The sequence below is a fragment of the Parapusillimonas granuli genome, assembly GCF_013416525.1.
Lineage (GTDB): Bacteria > Pseudomonadota > Gammaproteobacteria > Burkholderiales > Burkholderiaceae_B > Parapusillimonas > Parapusillimonas granuli.
Genome location: NZ_JACCEM010000001.1, coordinates 159605 through 183565, shown reverse-complemented (window position 1 = coordinate 183565; position 23961 = coordinate 159605). Strand labels below are relative to the sequence as shown.

27 protein-coding genes are annotated in these 23961 nt (G+C 62.9%); 26 read left to right on the top strand and 1 reads right to left on the bottom strand.

Annotated features, from left to right (window positions below; translation table 11 throughout):
* Positions 1 to 9: 9 nt before the first annotated feature.
* From H0A72_RS00935 to H0A72_RS00925, 3 genes are all read left to right on the top strand, one after another.
* Positions 10 to 993 carry a Bug family tripartite tricarboxylate transporter substrate binding protein gene (locus H0A72_RS00935; RefSeq protein WP_180152968.1) on the top strand — a complete coding sequence of 328 codons (984 nt, stop codon included), beginning with the start codon at positions 10 to 12 and terminating at the stop codon, positions 991 to 993.
* 85 nt (positions 994 to 1078) lie between these two features.
* Positions 1079 to 2137, top strand: coding sequence for an amidohydrolase family protein (locus H0A72_RS00930; protein ID WP_180152966.1), 1059 nt, complete (start codon positions 1079 to 1081; stop codon positions 2135 to 2137).
* Between the two features lie 430 nt (positions 2138 to 2567).
* A complete protein-coding gene (locus H0A72_RS00925; protein ID WP_180152964.1) occupies positions 2568 to 2996 on the top strand; it encodes a PaaI family thioesterase in 429 nt (142 codons plus the stop codon).
* A 104-nt stretch (positions 2997 to 3100) separates the two neighbouring features.
* Here H0A72_RS00925 and gcvA read toward each other — a convergent pair whose 3' ends face one another.
* On the bottom strand, positions 3101 to 3997 hold the full coding sequence (gene gcvA / locus H0A72_RS00920) for a transcriptional regulator GcvA (RefSeq protein ID WP_180152961.1): 897 nt from the start codon (positions 3995 to 3997) through the stop codon (positions 3101 to 3103).
* A 107-nt stretch (positions 3998 to 4104) separates the two neighbouring features.
* On the opposite strand from gcvA, the gene H0A72_RS00915 reads away from it, so the two are divergent.
* The 23 genes from H0A72_RS00915 to H0A72_RS00805 all read left to right on the top strand — a co-directional run bounded on the left by H0A72_RS00915 (position 4105) and on the right by H0A72_RS00805 (position 23873).
* Entirely contained in the window at positions 4105 to 4854 is a 750-nt protein-coding gene (locus H0A72_RS00915) for a 3-oxoacyl-ACP reductase FabG (RefSeq protein ID WP_180152959.1), read from the top strand.
* A 32-nt stretch (positions 4855 to 4886) separates the two neighbouring features.
* Positions 4887 to 6056, top strand: a complete 1170-nt coding sequence (locus H0A72_RS00910; protein ID WP_180152957.1) for a thiolase family protein — start codon at positions 4887 to 4889, stop codon at positions 6054 to 6056.
* A gap of 189 nt (positions 6057 to 6245) precedes the next feature.
* Positions 6246 to 6524, top strand: coding sequence for a muconolactone Delta-isomerase (locus tag H0A72_RS00905; protein ID WP_180152955.1), 279 nt, complete (start codon positions 6246 to 6248; stop codon positions 6522 to 6524).
* A 37-nt stretch (positions 6525 to 6561) separates the two neighbouring features.
* The gene (locus H0A72_RS00900) at positions 6562 to 7452 is read left to right on the top strand and encodes an MBL fold metallo-hydrolase (protein WP_180152953.1); all 891 of its coding nucleotides are present in this window, start codon (positions 6562 to 6564) and stop codon (positions 7450 to 7452) included.
* A gap of 18 nt (positions 7453 to 7470) precedes the next feature.
* Complete coding sequence (locus tag H0A72_RS00895; protein WP_180152951.1) at positions 7471 to 8055, top strand: DUF2889 domain-containing protein; 585 nt, start codon at positions 7471 to 7473, stop codon at positions 8053 to 8055.
* 37 nt (positions 8056 to 8092) lie between these two features.
* Positions 8093 to 8854: an IclR family transcriptional regulator domain-containing protein gene (locus H0A72_RS00890; protein WP_180152949.1), complete on the top strand. Its 762-nt coding sequence runs from the start codon at positions 8093 to 8095 to the stop codon at positions 8852 to 8854.
* Between the two features lie 25 nt (positions 8855 to 8879).
* Positions 8880 to 10004 carry an ABC transporter substrate-binding protein gene (locus H0A72_RS00885; protein WP_180152947.1) on the top strand — a complete coding sequence of 375 codons (1125 nt, stop codon included), beginning with the start codon at positions 8880 to 8882 and terminating at the stop codon, positions 10002 to 10004.
* Between the two features lie 34 nt (positions 10005 to 10038).
* Positions 10039 to 10503, top strand: coding sequence for a nuclear transport factor 2 family protein (locus H0A72_RS00880; RefSeq protein WP_180152944.1), 465 nt, complete (start codon positions 10039 to 10041; stop codon positions 10501 to 10503).
* A gap of 98 nt (positions 10504 to 10601) precedes the next feature.
* Positions 10602 to 11282, top strand: a complete 681-nt coding sequence (locus tag H0A72_RS00875; RefSeq protein ID WP_180152942.1) for a 3-oxoacid CoA-transferase subunit A — start codon at positions 10602 to 10604, stop codon at positions 11280 to 11282.
* 20 nt (positions 11283 to 11302) lie between these two features.
* The gene (locus H0A72_RS00870) at positions 11303 to 11965 is read left to right on the top strand and encodes a 3-oxoacid CoA-transferase subunit B (RefSeq protein WP_425502530.1); all 663 of its coding nucleotides are present in this window, start codon (positions 11303 to 11305) and stop codon (positions 11963 to 11965) included.
* 39 nt (positions 11966 to 12004) lie between these two features.
* Positions 12005 to 13162 carry an ABC transporter substrate-binding protein gene (locus tag H0A72_RS00865; protein ID WP_218953120.1) on the top strand — a complete coding sequence of 386 codons (1158 nt, stop codon included), beginning with the start codon at positions 12005 to 12007 and terminating at the stop codon, positions 13160 to 13162.
* Between the two features lie 74 nt (positions 13163 to 13236).
* Entirely contained in the window at positions 13237 to 14106 is an 870-nt protein-coding gene (locus H0A72_RS00860; RefSeq protein WP_180152938.1) for a branched-chain amino acid ABC transporter permease, read from the top strand.
* Positions 14103 to 14969 carry a branched-chain amino acid ABC transporter permease gene (locus H0A72_RS00855; protein ID WP_180152937.1) on the top strand — a complete coding sequence of 289 codons (867 nt, stop codon included), beginning with the start codon at positions 14103 to 14105 and terminating at the stop codon, positions 14967 to 14969. The genes H0A72_RS00860 and H0A72_RS00855 overlap by 4 nt, the downstream gene beginning before the upstream one ends.
* Positions 14970 to 14979: 10 nt before the next feature.
* Positions 14980 to 15726 carry an ABC transporter ATP-binding protein gene (locus tag H0A72_RS00850; protein WP_180152935.1) on the top strand — a complete coding sequence of 249 codons (747 nt, stop codon included), beginning with the start codon at positions 14980 to 14982 and terminating at the stop codon, positions 15724 to 15726.
* Positions 15726 to 16460, top strand: a complete 735-nt coding sequence (locus tag H0A72_RS00845) for a branched-chain amino acid ABC transporter ATP-binding protein (protein WP_246436986.1) — start codon at positions 15726 to 15728, stop codon at positions 16458 to 16460. The genes H0A72_RS00850 and H0A72_RS00845 overlap by 1 nt, the downstream gene beginning before the upstream one ends.
* A gap of 46 nt (positions 16461 to 16506) precedes the next feature.
* Entirely contained in the window at positions 16507 to 17712 is a 1206-nt protein-coding gene (locus H0A72_RS00840; protein ID WP_180152933.1) for an acetyl-CoA C-acetyltransferase, read from the top strand.
* A gap of 20 nt (positions 17713 to 17732) precedes the next feature.
* A complete protein-coding gene (locus tag H0A72_RS00835) occupies positions 17733 to 18536 on the top strand; it encodes an enoyl-CoA hydratase/isomerase family protein (RefSeq protein WP_180152931.1) in 804 nt (267 codons plus the stop codon).
* A gap of 75 nt (positions 18537 to 18611) precedes the next feature.
* Positions 18612 to 19766 (top strand): acyl-CoA dehydrogenase family protein, encoded by a 1155-nt coding sequence (locus H0A72_RS00830; RefSeq protein WP_180152929.1) that lies wholly within the window; start codon positions 18612 to 18614, stop codon positions 19764 to 19766.
* A gap of 24 nt (positions 19767 to 19790) precedes the next feature.
* Positions 19791 to 20660, top strand: a complete 870-nt coding sequence (locus tag H0A72_RS00825) for an alpha/beta fold hydrolase (protein WP_180152927.1) — start codon at positions 19791 to 19793, stop codon at positions 20658 to 20660.
* A 102-nt stretch (positions 20661 to 20762) separates the two neighbouring features.
* The gene (locus tag H0A72_RS00820) at positions 20763 to 21737 is read left to right on the top strand and encodes a tripartite tricarboxylate transporter substrate-binding protein (protein ID WP_218953119.1); all 975 of its coding nucleotides are present in this window, start codon (positions 20763 to 20765) and stop codon (positions 21735 to 21737) included.
* Positions 21738 to 21787: 50 nt separating this feature from the next.
* The gene (locus tag H0A72_RS00815; RefSeq protein ID WP_180152925.1) at positions 21788 to 22603 is read left to right on the top strand and encodes an alpha/beta fold hydrolase; all 816 of its coding nucleotides are present in this window, start codon (positions 21788 to 21790) and stop codon (positions 22601 to 22603) included.
* Between the two features lie 85 nt (positions 22604 to 22688).
* The gene (locus tag H0A72_RS00810; protein ID WP_180152923.1) at positions 22689 to 23168 is read left to right on the top strand and encodes an NADAR family protein; all 480 of its coding nucleotides are present in this window, start codon (positions 22689 to 22691) and stop codon (positions 23166 to 23168) included.
* Between the two features lie 102 nt (positions 23169 to 23270).
* Positions 23271 to 23873: a mechanosensitive ion channel domain-containing protein gene (locus H0A72_RS00805; RefSeq protein WP_343060211.1), complete on the top strand. Its 603-nt coding sequence runs from the start codon at positions 23271 to 23273 to the stop codon at positions 23871 to 23873.
* The last annotated feature ends 88 nt before the right edge of the window (positions 23874 to 23961 follow it).

Genomic DNA, 23961 nt, shown 5'->3' with positions numbered 1-23961 from the left:
GACAATACAATGAAACACTCTTACACGGCGATTGTTGCCCGCTCATTTATTGCCGGGTTGCTGCTGGTCGGTTGGGGGAGCGCCACTGCTACCTCCTTTCCCGAGCGGACGATCCAAATGGTGGTCGGATTCCCTGGAGGGCAGAGCACTGACCTGGCTGCCCGGCAGATCGCCAAAGGAATGTCCGACATCCTAAAGGAGAGCGTCATAGTCCTCAATCAGCCGGGCGCTGGAGGTGGCATTTCGCACCGCACAGTCAAAATCGCAGCTCCCGACGGCTACACGCTCGTGATGGGCTCGACGGGCACGCTCGCCATCAATCCATCGCTCTACAGCAATCTTCCCTATGATCCGTTGGAAGATTTTGAACCGATCGTGTTGGCCACTGCGACGCCGCACGTGCTGTTCGTATCTGGAAAGTCGCCCATTAATAATCTGAAGGAGCTGGTCGCTTACGCCAAGGCTAATCCTGGTATTGTCGCCTATGGTTCCGCAGGAAGCGGGACAACCGGCCACATTGCGATGGAGTTATTGAAGAAGGAAACCGACATCGATATGCTGCACATTCCCTACAAGGGTTCACCAGCTATGGTGAACGGCGTGATCGGTGGGGATGTCATTGTCGGATTCGAACCGATCAGCACCTTAATAGCCATGCAGGAAAGCGGCCTCGTGAAGTTTCTCGGAATTGGCACCTTGACACGCCACCCTGGCTTCCCGGAGCTTACTACTCTGGCGGAGCAAGGTCTACCAAAGTTGGAGGTCGTCCCCTGGACGGCCATCCTCGCACCCAAAGGCACGCCCGCTCCTATCATTGAGAAACTCAACATTGTCATCAACGAAGTTTTGAAGGATCCTGAGCTTGTCGCTGAATACAACCGCAACGGTCGCTCTATTCTTGGAGGCTCATCAAGCGATGCAAAAAATCATCTTGAAAGAGAGCATGCTCGCTGGGCTGAAGCCGTCAAGATATCGGGCTCAAAAGTCGACTGAGCTTCTTTGAGCTAGTCGTTATGCAAGGAATCGACATGAAGGACGGTAGAAAAATGGTACTGACCTGCGCATTAAAGGGAAACAGGTGAGTTCGGCGGCGACACCAGGGGCATGGTCGCCCCATGCCCCCATTCGGGAGGACTGGCTTGCCCAGGACAGGGAGGAGGTTCTCTTTGCAGAGCTGCCAATAATCGATGCGCACCATCACTTGTTCGGTATGCCGGGCAAGCACTACGATAATGCCGATTTTCTCCACGACATCAAGCAACATAATGTCGTGGCGACGGTTTTCATGCAGTGCAAGACAAACTACAAGAGTGATGGTGAACCCGTCTTTCGCTCAATCGGAGAAATCGAGTTCGCACGGCAACAGCGGATCGAATCTCTTGAGCGAGGCAGCAAAACGGACATCTGCGCAGCGATCGTTGGTCACTTTGATTTGTCGCTAGGGGACGCCGTAGCGCCTGTACTGGAAGCGGGCATAGTTGCCGGTGGTGGCTTGTTGCGCGGCGTGAGGAATATCGTTGCATGGCACGATGGTATGCGTATTTCGACATCCAGCCCCTTGCATGCTGGCAGACTTGCCGACGCAAACTTTCGTCGCGGCTTCGGGCATTTGTCCCGCATGGGACTCAGCTTCGATACCTGGCTTGTCCATCCTCAAATTCCCGAACTGTGCGATTTGGCGCATGAATACCCCGATACGGTTATCGTTCTAAACCACTTGGGAGGGCCGCTGAGAATTGGGCCGTACCTGGGAAAAGATGATGAAGTGTTTCGCACTTGGCGCACCAATCTCGCAGAGCTTGCGACCTGTCCCAACGTGTACATTAAGTTGGGAGGATTCGGGATGCCCTTGCTTGGATTCGAGTTTCACCGCCAACCGAAACCGCCAACTTCGTTGCAGATTGCAGATGCGATTCGCCCCTACACCGACGCGTGCATTGATCTATTTGGCGCACAGCGGTGCATGTTCGAAAGCAATTTTCCAGTTGACAAAGGTAGCTTCTCATACACGACGCTGTGGAACGCGTTCAAGCGATTGACGGTTGGCGCGGGACAATACGAGATTGCGTCGCTGTTCTCGTGGACAGCTGCAAACGTCTATAAGCTCGCTGGCGTACTGGAACCGGCTGAAAAGTGATCGCTCGGTAGATACACAGTGATCGCACCTGCGGATCGCTGTAGTGGCACAACGAATTTGCCTGATAGGTTTAAAGAGCCTGAACAGGTCACCACGTCTGCTTTTTGTTCGACTTGTAATGACCCGGTAGAAACCGGCTCAGTAGCTGTTTACATATAACGTGGGCACGGTACCTGTTTGAAAGTAAAAGCGCGGCCGTTCCTTTTCCGGACGGCTGCCCCCCCCTGCGTTCGCCGAACTGAACTGACTACGAGCCCCTTCCGTTTCGACGACCAGGAAATCAGGAATCATATGCCGCCCCCTTTGCTGGGCGAGCATACTTCAGAAATTCTGGCCGATAATATCGGATTGCCACCAGACCGATTGGCCGCCTTGCACGCAAAAGGCGTATTGAAAATTCCGCCATCGGCAACTTCAGGAGAGCAACCTCATGGATGAGCGTGCGGCGGCATCAGCGTTCAATCTTGCGATAGAAACCCAAAAGCCGGAATTCGAGCAGTTTTTCCTGGCGCGCTTCCTAGGCTTGGAATTCGATTACACCGACGAGCGCTGCGTCGTCACCTTCGAGCCGAAGGACTTCATGTTCAACCCGCAAGGCTCCTTGCATGGCGGCATCATCGCCACGGTGCTCGACATCTCGATGGGGCATCTGCTCAATCACTTGCAGGGGCCGGGCACGACGCTGGAAATGAAGACCCAGTATGTGAAGGCGGTGCGCCACGGGAAAATCCGTTGCTGCGGCGAATTCGTGCGCCGCGGCCGCGGCATCTCTTTTCTGAAGTCGACGATGACCGACGAGGAGGGCGCAACCGTCGCCTTCGCAACGTCGACCTGGATGCAATTGAAGAAAAGCGCATAAGCCGGCGCACGCGGCACCGGGCGGCGCGTCGAGTTTGCCGGAGCCGGTCGCCGTCGGCCGCCACGCGCCCGGCACCCCGTACCCCGCGCCAGGCGCCGGCCCGGCTATCCGTCCATCTCGGCGCGATTCATCAGCCAGTCGTGGAACACCTTCAGTTCCGGTCGGATCGGGCGGTTTCCCGGCATGACGAAATAATAGGTATATGCGTGCATGTCGAGCTCGTGCGGAAACGCGTAGACCAGATCGCCGCTTTCAATGAGCGGCACCGCCAGCGCCTTTTGCGCGATTCCCACGCCTTGTCCCCGCATCGCCGCCTGGTACACCAGCACCGAGCTTTCGTAGTTGCGATGGTGCATGCCGTCCAGGTCCGTGTAGCCTTGCGACGCCAGCCATTGGCTCCAGTCGTCCGGCCGGGCGAGCGTATGCAGCAAGACGGTTTTCTTGAGATCGTCGAGCGTGTGCAGCGACTTCTTCAGCGCGGGGCTGCAGACGGCGGCGAGTATGTTGGGGATCAGGGGCAGGGCGACCAGGCCCGGCCAGTCGCCGTCGCCCAGGCGAATGGCGGCGTCCACGTCCTCGGTGTCGAAATCCATCCACTTCAGAGACGTCGTGAGTTCGATGTTGATGTCGGGAAACAGGCCGTGGAAAGAGGTGAGGCGGGGAATCAGCCAGTACATCGAGAACGTGGTGTACGCCCTGATTTTCAGGCTTCTCGATACGGAGCGGGACGCGACCTCATGCGTGGCGTGCCGGATGGAGTTGAGCGCCGAGCTGACGTGGGCATAGTATTTTTCGCCGGCCGGGGTCAGGGCCAGCTTGCGATGGCTGCGTATGAACAGCTGCGTGTTCAGGTGCTGTTCCAGAAGCTGGATCTGCTTGCTGACCGCCGCCGGCGTCACGTGCAGGGCCAAGGCGGCCTCCTGCATGCTGAGCAGGCGGGCGGTTGTTTCGAAGACCCGCAAGGCGTTCAGCGGGGGAAGCCGTTCGGCGGTTGGTGTCATGGCTGCGCTCGATTAACTTTTGGTTGATGCTCATATAGTAAATGTCGTTTGACCGCGATGGGGCCGCTCCCTAACATCCTGCTCATCGATTGCATCGGGAGACGGCAGTGAGCGGTAGAAGATTCGCAGTGGTCACGGGCGGCGCCAGCGGCATCGGCCTGGAAATCAGCACCCTGTTTCTGAAGAGCGGGTATGGCGTCGCGATGCTGGATCGCGACGCCGCGGCGCTGGAAGAGGCGCGCACGGCATTGTCCGGGGGCGGCGCCGACTGCTTCGCGGTGGTGGCGGACGTGACCGACGCGGCCGCGGTGCAGGCGGCCTTTCAGCAAATCCGCCGGCATGCGGGCAAGGTCGATGTGCTGGTCAACAATGCCGGCATCTCGCGCGACAACCGCCTGGTGAACATGTCGGAAGCCGATTGGGACTTGGTCATCGGCGTCAACTTAAAGTCGCAGTTCCTGTGCTGCAAGGAAGTCGTGCCCGACATGATCGCCGCCAAGCACGGCCGCATCGTCAATATTTCCTCGCGCGCCTGGCTGGGCGGCTTCGGCCAGGCCAATTACTCGGCGTCCAAGGGCGGTGTGGTGAGCCTGACGCGCAGCCTGGCCATCGAGCTGGCCAAGGACGGCATCACGGTGAACGCCATCGCGCCGGGCATCATCGATACGCCGCTGCTGCGCAGCTACAGTCAGGAAACACGCGACAAGCTGGCAAAAACGGTACCCGCGCGGCGCATGGGCGACCCGGCCGACGTGGCGCACGCGGCGCTCTTTTTCGCGGGCGAGCAAGCCTCGTACGTCACGGGGCAGACGCTGTATGTATGTGGCGGGCGGTCGCTGTCCAGCCCCAGCGTCTGAGCGCGGCTTCTACAGTCATACGGAGTTGAATCATGAATAAGGTTGTAATCAGTGGCGTGGGGATGACCCCCTTCGGAAAGTTTCTGCAGCGCAACGTCAAATCGCTGTGCGAAGCAGCGGTCAGGTCCGCGCTTGCGGATGCGGGCGTGACGGCCGACGACGTCGGCGCCGTGTACTTCGGCAATGCCGCGGGCGGCACGGTCAATGGCCAGGAGATGATCCGTTCGCAAGCCGCGTTGCGCAATACGGGCCTCGCCGGCAAGCCCATGTTCAACGTGGAAAATGCCTGCGCATCCAGCAGCTCCGCCTTGCATCTGGCGTGGGTCGCCGTTGCGTCGGGCCGACATGAGACCGCGCTGGTGGTGGGCGCGGAAAAGCTTTCCCATGAAGACAAGGCCGTCTCATTCGGCGCATTCGCCGGCGCGGTGGACGTGGAGGAGCAAATGCCCGAGGGTGTCGGGTCGGGCAGCGGTTCCATTTTCATGGACATCTACGCGGCGAAAGCCCGTAAATGGATGAACGCATGCGGCGCCGATGCAAGCGATTTCGCGCGGGTCGTGGTGAAGAGCCGCAAGGCCGCGTCGATGAATCCCTATGCGCAGTTCCGCAAGGAAACCACCATCGACGAGGTCCTGAATAGCCGCATGGTAAGCGATCCGCTGACGCTGTTCATGTGTTCGTCCATCGGCGACGGCGCGGCCGCCATCTTCCTGTGCTCTGAAGCATACGCGCGCAAGCTGCCCAACCAGCCGGTATTCATTCGTGCCAGCAGCATTGTGTCGGCCCAGCCCGGCAATCCGGAAGTGGTGGCCGTGCGCGCGGGGCGTGCCGCCTACGAGCAGGCCGGCATCGGGCCGGAAGACATACAGGTGGCCGAATTGCATGACGCCTCGGCGCCGGCCGAACTCATCCACTACGAAAACCTGGGCTTTTGCGCGGCGGGCGACGCCGCGAAGCTGATCCGTTCCGGCGATACGGACATCGGCGGGCGAATCTCGGTGAATCCCAGCGGCGGCTTGTTGAGCCGTGGCCACCCGCTGGGCGCCACGGGCGCGGCGCAAATCGTCGAGCTGACCTGGCAGCTGCGCGGGCAGGCGGGCGAGCGTCAGCGGCCGGGCGCCCGCGTGGCCCTGGCCGAGAACAACGGCGGCCAACTGGCCGGCGATTCGGCCGTGGCGCTGGTGACGATTCTGTCGACTTGACGAGCGAGGCGGGCGGCATGGGCGGAGCCGGGGCTAGGGGTTTCCACCATGTTTCCGCCAATAAAACGATATAGCGATTGACAGCCGCATGTGCGTGCCTATAATTCCTTTCATGTCTTTTATACGGACAAAAGTCCGGTATACGGACAAATTCAACCAAGCGAATAATTCAATCCCGGAGGGGCGGAAATGTTGTACTGCGTGATGATAGACGTCAATCTGCCGGCCGATATGGACTCGGCCGAGCTCGCCAAGCTGAAGGAAGTCGAACGCCTGCGCGCGATCGAGCTGCAGGAGTCCGGCAAGTTCGTGCACCTTTGGCGCGTCGCCGGCCGCATGGCGAATATCTCGATCTTCGACTGCGAAAGCAACGACGAACTGCACGAGCTTTTGACTTCCCTGCCCATGTTTCCGTACTTCTCGCTCAAGGTCGTGCCGCTGGCCAAGCACCCCAGCTCGATCAAATAGGGCATGAAGCCACCGGCACATCAACAGGTAGATTGCTATGCAAGTAAAGAAAATCGGCGATGTCACCATCACGCGCATCCAGGAATATTCCGGCCCCACGCATGCGCCGTCCTTCCTATTTCCGGACCTGGACCGCGCCGCCCTGGAAGAAAACCAAAGCCTGATGGCGCCCCGGCATTGGATCCCGCACATGAACAAGCTGGTGGTCACGATCCAGCTTTGGGTCGTGCATGCGGGCAACGACATCATCGTGGTGGACACCGGGGTCGGCAACTTCAAGCAGCGTACGGATATCCCCCGTATGCACATGCTCAACAACCTGATTCTCGAATGGCTGGAGGCCGCGGGCGCGCCGCCGGAAAAGGTGACGCACGTGGCGCTGACCCACCTGCACGCCGACCACGTGGGCTGGAATACGCACTGGGTCGACAACCGCTGGGCGCCCACCTTTCCCAATGCCAAGTACTACATTCCGGAAGCCGACTTCCGGTTCTGTGAATCGGGGCGCAACAAAGTCGAAGGCATGGACGTCTTTGGCGCGTCGTTCGATGACAGCGTCATGCCCATCGTGAAAGAAGGGCTGGCGGTGATGATGCGCCCCGGCATGGAAATCGCCGATTGCCTGCAAGTGGTCGACGCGGCCGGCCACAGCCCCGGCCAGGTGGCGTTCCGCGTGCGCTCGCAAGGCGAAGAGGCGGTATTCAGCGGCGACATATTCCATAGCCCGATCCAGATCGTGAAGCCGGAAATCAATTCCGGCTACTGTCTGTATCCCGATCAGGCCCGCAATACGCGCTATGAATTCCTGAAGCAGACGGCCAAGAGCGGCGCCTTGATGCTGCCCGTGCATTTCGGGGACCCGTATTTCGGCTACATACGCGCCGAAGGCGATGGCTTCCGTTTCGAGCCCGCGAGCTGGGGCGCCTGAATGAGCGGGGATGCACCCATGAAAGAAGCAGCGCCCCTGCCGCCCGGCCTCGCGCAGAAGAGCGCGGAGCCCGGCGTGAGCCGCAAGAAAATACACAGGCGCACCATCGTCATCGACGGGTATCGGCGCAGCGACGGCCTATGGGACATCGAAGGCGAGATCCAGGACGTCAAAGCGGTCGACCATGTGTTGAAAACCCACGTGCATCCGGCCCACACCCCCATCCACAGCATGAAGCTGCGCATCACCGTGGACGACACGCTGACCATCCGCGCGGCCGAGGCCGTCACGCTGGCGGCGCCCTACAACCCCGACTGCGGGTCCGTCGCGCCGGTCTATGCGGGCCTGGTGGGCCTTCGGATCCAGGCCGGCTTCCGGGGCGAGCTGGCAAAGGTGGTGGGGGGCGCCAGGGGCTGTACGCACATCACCGAGCTGGTCGGCAACCTGGCCACCGTCGCGGTGCAGACGACGGCGGGCCTGTTGCCTGCGAAGGAGACCGACAAACCGTTGCAGCTGGGCGCCTGCCATGCATACCGAGACTCGGGGACGCTCGTGCGCGAGCATTTTCCCAAGTGGTATCGTGCGCCGGAAACCAAAGAGTAGTAACTTTGCCGCCGATTCCATACACGGAGAACAAAAAATGAGCGACCCGGATTTCGTCAATTCGCTGGCAAGAGGCCTGGCTGTGATGAGCTGCTTTGGAAAAGGCCACGAAAAGATGACGCTGACCGAAGTGGCGCAGCGCACCGACCTGACCCGCGGCACCGCGAGGCGGTTCCTGTTGACGCTATGCAAGCTCGGCTACATTGCGACGGACGAAAAGCACTACTGGCTGACGCACAAAGTGCTGAAGTTCAGCAGCAACTACCTGGCTACTTTCGGTTTGGGCGAGGCCGCTTATTCGCACATCCAGGCACTGACGGACGCATTGGACGAAACCTCTTCCATGGCGGTGCTCGACGACAGCGAGATCGTCTATGTGGCCCGGGTGGAAAAGTACCGCATCTATTCCAATCGCATCGAAATCGGTACCCGCTTGCCGGCCCATTCCACTTCGATGGGCCTGGTGCTGCTCAGCGGATACACCGACGCGGAACTGGACGCCTGGCTGGCGCGCAACGAATTGGTCAAATACACGCCGAACACCATCTCGGACAAGCGCAAGCTGAAGAAAATCGTGCAGGCCGCCCGCAAGGACGGCTATGCGCTCAGCGACGGCGCGCTGGAGCTCGGCGTGCGTTCGCTGTCCGTTCCCATACGAGACAAGCATTCGGCGGTGATCGCCGCCATCAACGTGGTTTCATTCGCCGGCAAGATGTCCGGCGAGATGATGATCGAGCGTTACCTGCCGATACTGCAGGAAAAAGCCAAAAAAATAGGGTACGCCCTGGAACGCGATTGAGAGGCCCATGGCCCAAGGAGATAAAATGGACAATACGCGCAGATCCCTCATCAAGGCGGCGGCAGGCCTTGCCGCCCTGTCGTCATTCAACGTCAAGGCCCAGGCCGGCGGCAGCTACGTGCTGGGCACGCTGTTTCCCATGTCGGGCTCGGTGGCCGAGCTCGGCACGGTATTCACCAACGGCGTCACGCTCGCGCTCGAGCACATCGCCGCAGACAAGATGCTGTCCCGGCCCATGGTGCTCAAGGCACAGGACAGCCTGGCCACGCCCCAGGGCGGCGCGGTGGGCATGTCGCGCCTGGTGAACGTGGACAACGCGCCGTTCGTGCTGGTGGGCGTCACGGGCGTGTCCAAGGCGGCCGCGCCCATCGGGGCCAGGAAGAAGGTCGTCATGGTCAACGGCGGCGGGGTCAGCCCCGAGCTGGCCGAAATGTCTCCGTACTTCTGGAACCTGATCCCGCTGGCCGACCAGGAGATCCCGCCCGCGCTGCAGTGGTTGAAGAAGCAGGGCAAGACGCGTGTGGCGCTGGTGTACGTGGACGATCCCCTGGGCGCCGCCGTGCTGCGCCAGCTGAAGTCGGGGCTGCCGAAGGTGGGCGGCGAACTGGTCGGATCCTATAGCGTGCCGCCGGGCATGGAGCAGTTTTCGGCCATTGCCGCCCAGATCCGGCAAACCAATGCCGATGCGATCTATTTTGCCAGCTACGGTTCGCAGCAGCTGCAGATCATCAAGCAGCTGCGCGACGCCGGCCTGAATCAACAGCTGTTGACCTACTCGATCGGCAGCCTTCCCTCGGTCATCAACCTGCCCGAATCCGAAGGGCTGATCTTCACCACGCAGCTGAACGACCTGACGCGCTCCGACCCGATCACATCGCGATTCATCTCCGCCTGGCGCGAGAAATACAAGCGCGATCCGAGCAGCTATGCGCAGAACTATTACAACGGCGCCATGCTGTATGCGCAGCTGCTGGCCGAGCTCGAAAAGACCGGGCAGGATGTGAACGGCGACACCATGCGGGCGGCCATGCTGCGCATCCGGACCTTCAAGCTGGCGGGCGGCGACATTGCGTTCAACGACAACGGCACGTCCACCATGCCGATCCAGATCAACCAGGTCGTGGCGCGTGAAATGAAGGTCGTAGGCTGATCGGACGGCGAACGCAAGTATCGGGAGATGAAGCATGAGTCCAGGCATTGAACAACGCATACAACGGATCGAAGACGAACTGGCCATCGGGCAACTGCGGGCGCGCTATTGCCATCTGCTGGACGACATGGAATGGGAAGCCTTTGTCGGGCTCTTTACCGAAGACGGCGTTTTCGAAGGGCTGAACAAAGTCCAGGGCAGGGACGCCCTGATGGCATTCTTCTCGCAGGATGTGCCGCGCGTCGCCCAGCGTTTCTGGCATTTTTGCACCAACGGCACCATCGACATCGATGGAGACATCGCCACCGGCCGGATCTCCATGGAATACATTTCGGTGACCGATGGCGTTTCGTACGTGTCCGCGGGCCACTACGATGACGTGTGCGTGCGCGAGGCGGGCCAATGGAAATTCAAGTCGCGCAAGATCACGTTTTATTTTTACAGCCCTTTGTCGGAGGGTTACACCGGCACCCGGCCTGCGTCCTCCGTGTTCGAATGACACCGTATGCGGGCACCGGGAACAGGCATCTGAGCGCTTTTTATTTTTTCAACATATCGGACAAATGTCCGTATTACGGACTTTCTGGCGGATAAATAATGATTTCAAAGTTTGTGAGTTCCGTCGCGGAGGCATTGGCGGGAATCCAGGATGGATCCACCGTGCTTCTGGGCGGGTTTGGCGCGGTGGGCCAATCGGTTCATCTGATCGAAGGCTTGATCGAACAAGGCGCGCGCGACCTGACCGTGGTGGCGAACAACGCCGGCTACGGCCGCGTGGGCCTGGCCCGCCTGCTGGAAGAGCGGCGCGTGCGCCGCCTGATATGCAGCTTCCCGCGGATAGCCGGGTCGACGATATTCGAGACCCTATACAAGAATCGCGAAATCGAGCTGGAGCTCGTTCCGCAAGGTACGCTCGCCGAGCGGATGCGGGCGGCGGGCGCGGGCATCCCGGCGTTCTTCACGCCCACCGGCGTGGACACCATGTTGTCGGCCGAAAAGGAGGTGCGCGTATTCAACGGACGCCGATATGTGCTGGAAGAGGCCTTGCATGGCGACGTCGCCCTGATCGAGGCCTGGCGGGCCGACCGATGGGGCAACCTGACCTACAAGCAGTCCGGTCGGAATTTCAACCCGGTATGCGCGATGGCGGCCACGCTGACGATCGCCCAGACGCAGCATGTGGCGGAGCTGGGCGAGATGGATCCCGAAGCGGTGGTGACGCCGGGCGTCTTCGTGGACCGCGTGGTTCATCTGCCTTATGGCGCCCCTCAACTCTAGAACTGACAGGAAGCGGAATCATTATGTCGACGATAGCAGCGCAAGTTCAGCCCTGGACGCGCGACCAGATGGCCCGGCGCGCCGCGCGGGACATCCAGGAGGGCTGGTTCGTGAACCTGGGCATCGGTATTCCCACGCTCATCGCCAATCACGTGCCCGCCGGCAAGGAAGTCATCTTTCACGCCGAGAACGGCGTGGTCGGGGTGGGCCCGGCGCCCGATCCGGAACGCATCGAGCCCTGGCTCATCAACGCCGGGAAGCAATACGTGACGCTGCGGCCGGGCGGCTGCTTCGTGCATCATGCGGACAGCTTCTCGATGATACGGGGCGGGCACCTGGACCTCTGCGTACTCGGCGCCTACGACGTGAGCGCTCGCGGCGACATCGCGAACTGGGCCTTGTCCCGGGACGACACGGCGCCCGCCGTGGGCGGCGCCATGGACCTCGCGGTCGGGGCGAAGCGCCTTTGGGTGCTCATGGAGCATGTGAACAAGCAGGGCCAGCCGCGGCTGGTGAACGAGTGCCGCTATCCGCTGACCGCATTCGGGTCGGTGGATCGCGTATACACCAACCTGGCCGTGCTGGACGTGCGCCAAACCCATTTCCGGGTGATAGACATGGCGCCTGGCGTAACGCAGGACCATCTGATCAGTCAAACCGAAGCCGAGCTGCGGTTTGACTGATCGCAAGCAGTGACATCCACCAACTCAAGGAGACTGACAATGAAAACGACATGGCAATATACGATGGACGGCAAGCGGCATGCTTCCAGGCGCGGAGTCGCCGCCGCGCTCGCGGGACTGGTCCTGGCGGTGGCGGCGCCCGCGGCCGCCTGGGCGCAGAGCTATACATTGGGAACGCTGTTCCCGATGTCCGGCCCGAACGCCGAGGCCGGGGCCATCTATTCCAACGCCGTGGACCTCGCGCTGAAGCACCTGGAGGACGACAAATGGCTGAAAGGAAAAATAAGCGTCAAGCCCACCGACAGCCTCGGCACGCCGCAGGGAGGCGCGGTGGGCATGTCCCGGTTGGTGAACGTGGAGAAAGTGCCCTACGCACTCGTCGGCTTCACGGGCGTATCGAAGGCGGCGGCGCCCATCGGCGACCGCGCCAAGGTGCTGATGGTGAACGGCGGCGCGGTGGGGCCCGACCTGGCGTCATTGTCCAGGTACTTCTGGAACATCATTCCGCTGGCGAACCAGGAGGTCGAGTTCCTGATTCCATGGCTGGGCGAACAGAAGATCAAAAGGATAGCGACTATCTACGTCGACGACCCGCTGGGCCAGGGCATCTTGAGCGAATTGAAGAAAGGCCTGCCGGGCGTGGGCGGCGAGCTGGTGTCCTCATATAGCGTGACGCCCGACCTGCAGCAGTTCTCGCCCATCATCGCGCGCCTGCGCAACGACAACCCGGAAGTCATCTACATCGCGAGCCCCAACATCACCCAGATTTCGCACATCATCAAGCAAGTGCGCGACGGAGGCCTGAACACCCAGCTCATCACGTACGGCGTGGCCAACTTTCCGTCCATTTCGAAGCTGCCGGAAAGCGATGGCCTGATATTCACCAGCCAGGCCGCCGACTGGGCGTCTTCGGAGCCCACGATGAAGCGCTTCGTGGACGACTGGCGCAAAGCCTACGGCACCGAACCGACGACCTATGGCTTGAACTACTACAACGGCGCGCTGCTGTATGGCTATCTGCTGCGCGGCCTGGAGCAGGCCGGCAAGCCGGCGACGGGGGCGAATCTGCTTGAAGAGCTGGAGCGCGTGGGCAAGTATTCCCTGGCGGGCGGCGAAGCGCGATTCCGCGACAGCACGGTGACCACGGCCATGCAGATCAACCGCATCAAGAACGGCGTGACGGAAAAGATCAAGTAGGCAACCGGCCGGCCGCCATCGGCTGCGCCGATGCGCAGCCCAATTTCTGTTCCATCATTTGGGTCGAATTCATTATGCTGTTTCTTCAACTTCTGGCATCGGGAATCCAGACGGGAATCCTGTATGCGCTGACCGCGGCGGGCTTTGCGCTGATCTTCGGCGCGACCAAGATATTTCACGTCGCGCACGGGGCGACCTTCATCATTGCCGGCTATACGTATTACGAGCTGCATCAGCTGGGGGTGTGGTGGCCCTGGGCGACGCTCGCCGCGTTCGCGACCGCGATCGCGTTCGGCGTGGCCATGGCCCTGTACGTCTATCGGCCCATCCAACGCAGCGAAGGCTCGTTCTTCACGGTGTTCGTGGCCGCCTTCGGCGTGAGCATTTCGGTGCAGAGCCTGGTCCAGTACTTCTTCGGGCGCGGATCGGTCACGGTCAGCACGCCGCTCACCATGGCCAGGGAAACGCTGCCCGATCTGTATCTGGCGCCCATTCTGGCGGTGTCCATCGTCGTGGCGGCCGTCGTGTTCGCTTGCGTGGTCCTGTTCCTGGACCGCCGGAACGCGGGCCTGGGGCTGCGCGCGCTGTCCGAGAATCCGGCCCTGCTCGAGTCGTTCGGCCTGGACTCCAGGCGCCTGACCATCCTGGCGTTCGTGATCGGCTCGGCCCTGGTGGTGCCGGCGGCCATCTTCACGGCGGTCTCCATCGGCATCCAGCCGGCTTCCGGCCACCGCGTCATGCTCATCAGCCTCGCGGCCACCATCGTGGGCGGTATCGGCAGCCTGCGAGGCGCCGCCCTGGCGGGCTTGCTCCTGGGGGTGGTCGAGAACCTGGTCATCACGGTGGTCGACACTCAATGGAGCGAGGCCGTCAGCTTCCTGGTCCTGTTCGCTTTCATCATGTTCCGTCCTCACGGCATCTTCGGCATGGCGGTAAAAAAATGATCAATTACCTATTCAGCATCCTGACTCTCGTCACCATCTACGGCATCGCGGCGTCCAGCCTGAACGTGCTGGTCGGCTACGCGGGCATCTTCAGCGTGGCGCATGCCATATTCTTCGGCATAGGCGCGTACACCGGCGCGCAGTTCGCCCTGCTGGTGAGCCCGGACGTCGTCCTGGCCTGCCTGGCGGCGGCCGCCACGTCCGGCGTCTTTTCCCTGCTGCTCGCCGTGCCCGCCCTGCGTGTCCGGGGCGAGTACTTCGTGGCTGCCGCCCTGGGCTTGCAGATGGTGGGCGTTACCGTGTTCAGCGAGGCCCATGCGCTTACCGGCGGCCACGGCGGCCTGGTCGGCATTCCGCCCGCCACGCTCTTCGGCATGGACGTGTCCTCGCCCGGCGCATTCCTGCTGGTGTGCGCCCTCATGCTGGCGCTGGTCCTGTATGCGATTCGCCGGCTCATGCGGCTGAGCTTCGGGCGTGCGTTGATGTCCATCCGGGACAACGAAACCGCGGCGGAAAGCTTCGGCAAGAACGTGCCCAAGCTGAAGACCCTGGCCATGTTCGTGGGCTGCGCTTTCGCGGGCGTCGCGGGGACGCTGTTCGCTTTCAACCTGATGTTCGTCAACGTGGAGAGTTTCACGTTCGAGCAGTCGATCCTGATGCTGGCCATGGTCGTGATCGGAGGCGTGGGCACGCTGTCGGGACCGCTGATCGGCGCCATCGTGCTGCTTTCGCTGCCGGCCCTGCTCTCGTTCATCCCCTTCATCCCGCCGACGGAAATCGGGACGGTCCAGCAGTTCATCTACGGTGCGTTGATGACCTTGCTGATGATCTTCCGCCCCTCCGGCATCGCCGGAAAACTGTGAGGAGCGACGCATGTCGAACGTATTGCTGTCGATGCGTGGAGTGAGCATCAGTTTTGGCGGCCTGGCCGCGGTTCAGTCGGTGGACATGGATCTTCAGGAAGGCATCGTGACCGCGCTGGCGGGGCCGAACGGCGCGGGCAAGACCACGCTGTTCAACCTGATCACGGGCAACCTGCCGGCGTCCAGCGGGCAGATTTCCCTGCGGGGGAAATCCATACTCGGCCTGCGGCCGCATCAGATCGCCGGCATGGGCATCGCCCGCAGCTTCCAGGACCTGCGCCTGTTCACGCACATGACGGTGCGCGACAACGTGCTGGTGGCGATCGAGCCGTCCTCGTGGCTCTGGCAGCCGGGCGGCAGGGCCGCGCAGCGCGAACGGATGCGCAGGGTGGACGAGGCGCTGGAGCAGACGGGCCTGGCGGGCATGGCCGACAGCAGGGCCATCGACCTCTCTTACGCGGAAACCAAGTTCCTGTCGCTCGCGCGCATCATCGCCACGGGTTCGCGCATCTGGCTGCTGGACGAGCCCGCTTCGGGACTGGACGTCAACTCCCGGACGCGCTTCATCTCGCTGCTGCGCGATGCCACCCGCCGCGGCGTCACGATCTGCCTGATTGAACACAATCTGGACGTCATGACGGAAATCGCGGACCGGATCGCATTCCTGGACCGGGGCAGGAAACTCGCGGAAGACGTGCCTGAAAAGGTGCTGCGCGATCCTGAACTGATCTCCATCTACTTTGGCAAGAGCAGGTAATGAAAATGACGAATGTCGAAGTCGGGCTCGCCCCCGCCATGGCGGTCGAGCAATTGGCCGCCGGCTACAAGGGCCGGAACGTGTTTGAAGGGTTGAGCCTCAAGCTCTACACGAACGAGGTGCTGTGCCTGATCGGCCACAACGGTGCGGGCAAGTCGACGCTGTTGAAGGTGCTGTTCGGCCTGCTGCCGCATAACGCGGGCGTCATCCGCTTCCATGGCCGGGAGATCAAACCCACGCCCAGCGAGATGGCCGGCCATGGCGTTTCTTACGTGCCCGAGGGCCGGGGCGTCTTTCCCGGCCTGACCGTGAAGGAAAACTTCGCGCTCGCCCTGTGGTCGGCGAAGATCCAAGGCCAGGACGCCGAGCGGCGCATCGGTGAAGTGCTGGAGGTGCTGCCGCGCATCAAGGAGTTCTGGCAGCGGCGGGCCGGCCAGCTTTCCGGGGGGCAGCAGCAGATGGTGTCCATAGGGCGCGCCATGCTGGCCGAGCCGTCCATCCTGTTGCTGGACGAGCCCTCCATCGGCCTGGCGCCCAAGCTGTTCCAGGACCTGCTGGTCCCCATCCGCGAATACCAGCAGAAGCGCGCCATGTCGGTGCTGCTCGTGGAGCAGCAGGTGGGCGAGGCCTTCAGCGTGTCCGACCGGGTCGTGGTCATGAAATCCGGCGAGCTGATCTTCGAGGGCGTGCCGGGCGACCTGGCGGACGAAGGCAAATTGATGGGAATGTTCTGAAGGATTCTTCGGGACCACGCACGATCACGATTGCAGGAGCAAACACATGAAAAAGACCGACGCATACATTGTTTCACCGTTGCGGACGGGCATAGGCAAGTTCGGCGGCGGGCTGATGCCCTTGAAGGCCGATGAGCTGGCGGCGTTCATGATCAACGAAATCGTCAGGTATGCCGGGGTGGAGCCGGGCCTGATCGAAGAAGTGATCGTTTCGCAGTCCTATCAGTCTTCGGAGGCGCCATGCATGGGGCGTTACGCGGCGAACCTGGCCGGACTGCCCATCGAAGTGCCCGGTTACACGGTGGACAGGCGCTGCGGGTCGGGCGTGCAGGCGATTGCCGACGCGGCCATGCAGGTCCAGACGGGCGTGCTCGACTGCGCCATGGTGGTGGGCGTGGAAAGCATGAGCAATATCGAGTACTACTCCACGGACATGCGCTGGGGCAAGCGCCTGGGTTCGGTCGTCTTGCATGACCGTCTTGAAAGCGGCCGGGTGCGCTCGCAGCCCGCCAGCCGCTTCGGCGAATGTTCCGGCCCCATCGAGACCGCCGAGAACCTCGCGCAAGACTATGGCATCAGCCGCGAAGAGGCCGACCGCTACGCCTGCCACAGCCACCGCAAGGCCGCCGCGGCCTGGCGCGAGGGGCGCTTCGACAAGGAAGTGGTGCCGGTGCCGGTGCCGCAGCGCCGCGGCGACCCCGTTCTGTTCCGCGAGGACCAGGGCATACGCGCCGACATAAGCCTGGACGATCTGGCGAAGCTCAAGCCCATCATCCGGGGCGGCACGGTCACCGCCGGCAATGCCAGCCAGCAGAACGACGCGGCGGCCGGCTGCCTGGTGGTTTCCGAGTCCTTCCTGCAGCGTACCGGCATCGAGCCGATGGCCCGCTTGCTGGGGTGGTCGGCCGCGGGCTGCGATCCGCTGCGCATGGGCATCGGCCCGGTGCCCGCGGTCGCCCGCCTCATGCCCCGCATCGGCTTGTCGCTGGACGACATGGACGTGGTCGAGGTGAACGAGGCCTTTGCCGCCCAGATCCTGGCCGTGCTGAAGGAATGGGGCATGGTCGACGATCCGCGCGTGAATCCGAATGGCTCGGGGATTTCGCTGGGGCATCCCATCGGCGCCACGGGCATGCGCATCATGACCACGCTGCTCCATGAAATGGAGCGCCGCAAGGCGCGCTATGGGCTCGAAACCATGTGCATCGGCGGCGGGCAGGGCATGGCGGCCGTATTCGAGCGCATCGCCTGAGCGGTCTTCTGGGAAACACCATGACGATCCATCATTCCATTGACCGGCACGTCGCCACCATCGTGCTCGATGCGCAGGCGGCGCTCAATGCGCTCACCGTCGAAGACCTCGCGGCGATGCGCGATTTGCTCGTGTCCCTGCAAGACGACGATGCCGTCCGGGCCATCGTTCTGACCGGCGCCGGCGAAAAGGCTTTCTGTACCGGCGCGAATCTGAAGAAGACGATGCCGCCGGCCGCGGGTTTCGCCCAAGGCGCTTTCAAGAGCCGGCGGGCCGAGGCGGGCGGCGGCGGATACACCCGGCTCATCGACATAAGCGATCTGGACATCTGGAAACCCATCATCGGCGCCATCAACGGATATTGCCTGGGCGGAGGCCTGGAGCTGGCATTGCAATGCGACATCCGCATCGCAAGCGACAACGCCACCTTCGCCCTGCCCGAGGTCAAGGTCGCCAGCGTGCCCGCCGTCGGCGGCGTGCAGCACCTGATGCGCGCGGTCGGCTCATCCAATGCGTTGAGCCTCGCCCTGACGGGGGACCGGATCGACGCCGATCACGCGCTGCGCATCGGGCTCGTGTCGCAGGTCGTGCCCCAGGCCGAGCTTGCCGCGAGCGCGCGCGCCATCGCCGAGCGCATCGCGGCGAACGGCCCGCTGGCGGTTCAGGCCGTCAAGCGCCTGGCGCAGGAAACCAGCCACATGGCGCCGCGCGATTTCATCGCGCAGTCCAATCTGCAATGGGGCCTGCTGCGCGATTCGCGTGACCGCCTGGAAGGGCGCCAGGCCTTCGCCGAGCGCCGTACGCCGCGATACACGGGTGAATGAACGGCCGGTGCCGAGGAATGAACGAGAGGCCGTCCATGCATGGGCGAGCCGGTTGGCAATGACGAGAGGCAGCAAGTGAATTTTGAATTGACGCAAGACCAGGAAGCCATGGTCTCGGCCGTGCAGCGCGTGAGCCGGGACGCCATCGAGCCCATCATGGCAAGCCACCCCGTATCGGCGCCCTTGCCCAAAGAGGCGATGCTGCGCATCTATGCGCATTTGGCGGAACTCGGGATCACCGCGCCCCGGCTGCCCGAAGAAGCGGGCGGAGGCGGGCTCAAGATGCTCGACTACGGCATGCTGATCGAGCAGCTGCCGCCGGTGGTGGCTTTGTCGCTGATCTCGCATGAAGGCACGATATCGCGCATCCATGCCGGCTGCCCGCGGGAGATCCGGGATGCGTATCTCCCGGATCTGATTGCGGGGCGCAAGATCGCCTGCACCGCGAACAGCGAGGCGGACGCGGGTTCGGATTCCAACGCGGTCAAGACCAGGCTGGAAATCGACGGGGATCATGCCTACATCACCGGGCGCAAAATGTGGATCACCAACGCCTCCATCTGCGATGTGGTCAATGTGTCCTGCACCGCCGGTGCCGGCCCCGGCGGCAAGCCGCTCACCCGCCGAGTGCTGGTGGACCGCTCGCAGTCCGACTTCGAGGTGCGCGAAACCCCCGTCACCGGATTGCAGCAAGGCCATCTGAGCGAAATCGAGTTCGACCGCAGCCGCGTTCCGCTGAGCCATGTGCTGGGCGAGCCCGGCGATGCCGGCAAATACCTGACGCTGGCCTGGAACGCCAACCGCCCGTTGCTGGGCCTGATGACCGTGCACCTCGCGCAGCGCGCCCTGGACATGACGCGCGAGTACGTGGGCCTGCGCAAGCAGTTCGGCAAGACCCTGGGCGCGCACCAGCTGGTGCAGCAGGACCTGTCCGACATCGAGACCCGGGTCATGAGCGCAAGGCTGATGTGCTACTACGCATTGAGCTGCATGGACCGCGGGCTGCGGGCCAATGGAACGTCCGCCATGGCCAAGCGCTACGCCACCCATGCATGCGAGCGCGCCATCAACCTGGCCATGCAGCTGCATGGGGCGATGGGCATCACGCAGGAATTGCCGCTGGAGCGCATGTGGCGCGATGCCCGGATGTTCCAGGTGCCGGACGGCACCATGGGCATACTGGCTCTCATACACGGGCGCGAACTGACCGGCATCGGCGCCTTTCGCTGAGCGCGTGAACGCCAGGAGACGAGCATGAATGAAAAGACGTGGATCGAAGCCAACGGGATTGCGCTGCGTTACGCCTATCGCCGAGGGACCGATGCGACCTATGTGCTGTTGCACGAAATGGGCGGCTCCATCGAGAGCTGGGAAGAGGCCGCCGCACGCTTGCCGCCCGATGCCGGCGTGCTGCTGTATGACCAGCGAGGCTTCGGCCTGTCGGAAAAGGTCAGGAGCCCCATGACGATGGAGCAGCACGTCGCCGACCTGCTGGCGCTGCTGGATGCGCTGGGCATCACGCAACCCGTGGTGCTGTCGGGCGTGGCGGTGGGGGCGGGCATTGCGATGGCCTTTGCCGCCCGGCACCCCGAGCGGGTCGGCGGTTTGCTGGCGCTCGCGCCGGCCTGCGGCGTGGCGCCCGAACGTCGGGCGGCGGCCATGGAAATGGCCCAGCGCATTGCCGGCAACGGGCTTCGAAGCGAAGGGGCGCGCCTGTTCGAGACCGCCTACCCCGAGGCCTTGCGGACCGATCCGGCCCGCTACGAGTCCTACCGTTCGGCCTGGCTATCGGCCGATCCGCATTCGCTGGCGGCCATCTATCGCATGCTGGCGACGCAGGATCTCGATGCGGACGTGGCGGCCCTGCCCAAGGCCACCCTTCTGGTGGGCGGCACCTATGATGCGCTGCGCCCCGAAGCCGAGATCCGCCGCCTGGCCGGCCTGTGTGCCCACGCAGCGTGCATTTTCGCCCCGACGGGCCATTTCATGCAGGTCAACAGTCCGCGCTTCGTGGCGCATGCGTTGGCGGCGGTGGCGCGGGACGCCGGCCGCTCCGTGCGGGCGATCCAGGAATTTCTTGATGCGCCGGGCAACCGCCACGGCCGGAATGGGCCGCTGCGCTAGGGCCAGTGACACCTACCCTTTAGCGTTGACAGGCCCTAGGATTCATTTTCGCCGGCGCGGCGCCACACGCTTCACTCGCATATAACCATCCAGGAGACATCCGTGAAATCGATTCTATTCAAAGCCCTTTCGTTGGCCTCGGCAGCCGTCATGGGCCTTGCGGCGCCGCAAGCCATGGCCGCCGATTTCCCCTCGAAGCCGATACGTATCGTTGCGCCCTTCCCGGCGGGCGTGACGACGGATATCGTCGCCCGCACCGTCGCAGACGCCTTGACCGCCCGGCTGGGCAAGCCGGTCATCGTGGACAACAAGGCCGGTGCGGACGGCGTCATTGGCGTGATGGACGTGGTCAAGGCGGCGCCGGACGGCCACACCTTGCTGGTGGTGACGAACGGCCCTTTGTCGGCGGTGCCCAATCTGAAGAAAAACCCGCCCTATGACGTTCTGAAGGACTTGACGCCGATATCCGATATTGGCCGTGCCACCTTCGCCGTGTACGTGGCGGCGGAGGTCCCGGCAAAGACATTGCCCGAATTCATCGAATACGCCAAGGCCAACCCCGGCATGCTGAACTACGCGTCCGGAAACCTTACCGGACAACTGTCCTTCGCCTACATGGCCATGAAGGCCGGCCTGGACATGGCCCATATTCCCTACAAGGGGGAAACCAACGCGATGAACGACATGATAGGCGGGCGCGTCCAGGCGATCGTGGCGACGCTCGGCACCGGCCTGCCGATGGTGGAGGCCGGCAAGCTGCGCATCCTGGCGGTGATCGCCGGTGAACGCAATGCGGAAATCCCGGATGTTCCTTTGATATCCGAGGCCGGGTTTCAGGATTTCCCCATTCAGTCCTGGTTCGGCATGTTCGGCCCCGCCGGCATGCCCCCCGATGTCGTCACCAAACTGAATGTTGCCATGACGGACGCCTTGAACGACCCCGCGGTGCTGAAGCGCTTGAAGGGCATGCGCACTGAAGTGACGCCGTCGACGCCCGAGGGGCTGGCGGTCGTGCTGCGTGCCCAGCTGGAAGCCCATGGCAAAATCATTCGCGATGCCGGCATCTCTTTGGAATAGGACGCGGGCCCCGCGCCTTCGGGCGCCATGCAGATAGACGAGGAATGCCGATGATGCACCAGCGAGCCGCCAGCCACAGCGAAGCGACCATCCAATACACCGCGCAGGGGACGGGCTACCCCATCGTCATCCTTCCTTCTCTGGGAAGAGGCCCGGCCGACTACGACGAGCTTGCCGGGCTGCTGGCGCTGCGGGGTTTCAAAGTCCTGCGGCCGGTGCCCAGGGGCCTGCACGACGCCGCTTCGCGGGCCGCATCCGGCAAGCTGACGCTGCATGATTACGCCCGCGACGTAGCCGCCGTCATCCGGCGGGAAGGGGATCCGGATGCGGTCATCGCGGGCCATGCGCTCGGGAACTTCATTGCGCGCACCACCGCCGCCGATTTCCCGGCGCTGGTGCGCGGGGTGGCGCTGCTTGCGGGATCCGCCGGCAAGGCGCCCGAAGGCCAGGACAGCATTCCGGCCGATGTGCTCGAGTCGGTGTATGAAAGCGGCAATCCGTCGCTTCCCGACGAAGAGCGCCTCCTCCATCTGCGGAAGGCTTTTTTTGCTCCGGGCAACGATCCGAGCGCATGGCTGACGGGCTGGTATCCCGAATTGAAAGCCGTCCAGACCGCCGCATGGCGAGCCACGCCGATCGACGACTATTTTGCCGCGGGCTCGGCGCCGCTGCTGGACCTGCAGGCGGCGCAAGACACCGTCGCGCCGCGGCGGTTCTCACACGTCCTGAAACAGGCTTTGGGCGACCGGGTGACAGTCGAAGTCATCGATAACGCCGGTCACGCGCTGATTCCCGAACAGCCCGAGGCGGTCGCGCGCGTATTGGGAGACTGGGTCCGCAAGCTCATCGGCGATGGCGCCGCGTGACGGGCGCGGTCCGCGTCGCTGCCGGTCCTCGCGACTATGTAAAATCACCCGGATACGGTGAACCCCACAATCCCGAGGTGATGCCATGCCGGCGACCCCCAGCAGCTTGAACGTAGCCTACACGTCGACCGACTGGCGCGGCGTGGCGCTTTCGAACTTCACGCTTTCGCCTTTCGTCCTGGACGACACACTGCTGGCTTCGGTGGAAGGCTTCATCCAGGGCATCAAGTTCCCCGAAGACGATCCCCGCAGAGCGCAGGCCTTTCATTCCAGCGCCTGGGATGCGAAACGGGCCGGCGAGCAGGCGGGCCGTAGCGCCGTGTACTGGTCGGGGCAGTCGATTCCATTCGGCTCCATTGAGCATCATCGGCTGGTCGCGCGGGCCGTCCGCGCGCGCATCACGCAATCCCTGGGCTTGCGCACGGTGCTGATGTCCACAAAGGGAATGACGCTGGTTCACGATACCGGGCATGGGCCCGAGCCCGCCGTGACCTCGCTGCCGGCGGCGATGTTTTGCGCAACACTGGCCCAGCTCCGCGACGAATTGCTGGCAGAGGCTCGCTAGGGCCGGTGCCGCCCGTCTTTTTGCGTTGACGGGCCCCCGCGGCGGCATTGCGGGCCACGATCCCCGCGACTTCGGTAAAATCGGCGGAATTCATTTTCCCGTGTGACCGTGGACTTTCATTCTTCTCTTCCTGTCTGGCTGTACGCATGGTCGGGCCCGGGCTTGCTCGCGGCGCAAGTGCTATTGATCGCCGCCGGCGCCTGGCTGCTGCAGCGCACGCTGCGCAAGCTGATCCTGAAGGCCGGCGCCGTCTACGACTTGCCCAGGCACCTCACCAGTTCTTCGATGTGGCTGACGCGGTGGATCATCACGATAGCCGCGGCCATGCTGATCATGGGCAGGATAGGCGTATCCGGCACGGTGCTCTGGACGGCCTTCACCAGTTTCGCCGCGGTCGCGGCGGTGGCTTTCTTTGCCGCCTGGAGCGTGCTGTCCAACATTTTTTGCGCGCTGCTGATCTTCACGGCCCGGCCTTTGCGGGTGGGCGACTACGTCGAGATTCTGGATACGGCTGAAAAACCCGGCGCGAAAGGCGAGGTGATCGCGATCAGCCTGCTTTACGTGACCTTGCAGGACAGCCAGCCCGGGCAGGGCGGCGCGCTGCTGCAGATTCCCAACGCACTGATCTTTCAGCGCATCGTACGGCGCTGGGCGGGCGGGCCGCCGCCCGACGACGGGGCGAGCCGGGGGCTGACGGAGCTTTAGAGTCCGCGGCGCCGGCCTGGGATCATGAAGAAAATACCTGTTCGATGGAATCGGCATCGATGAAATTCAGGGCCCAGGTCTCCAGCTC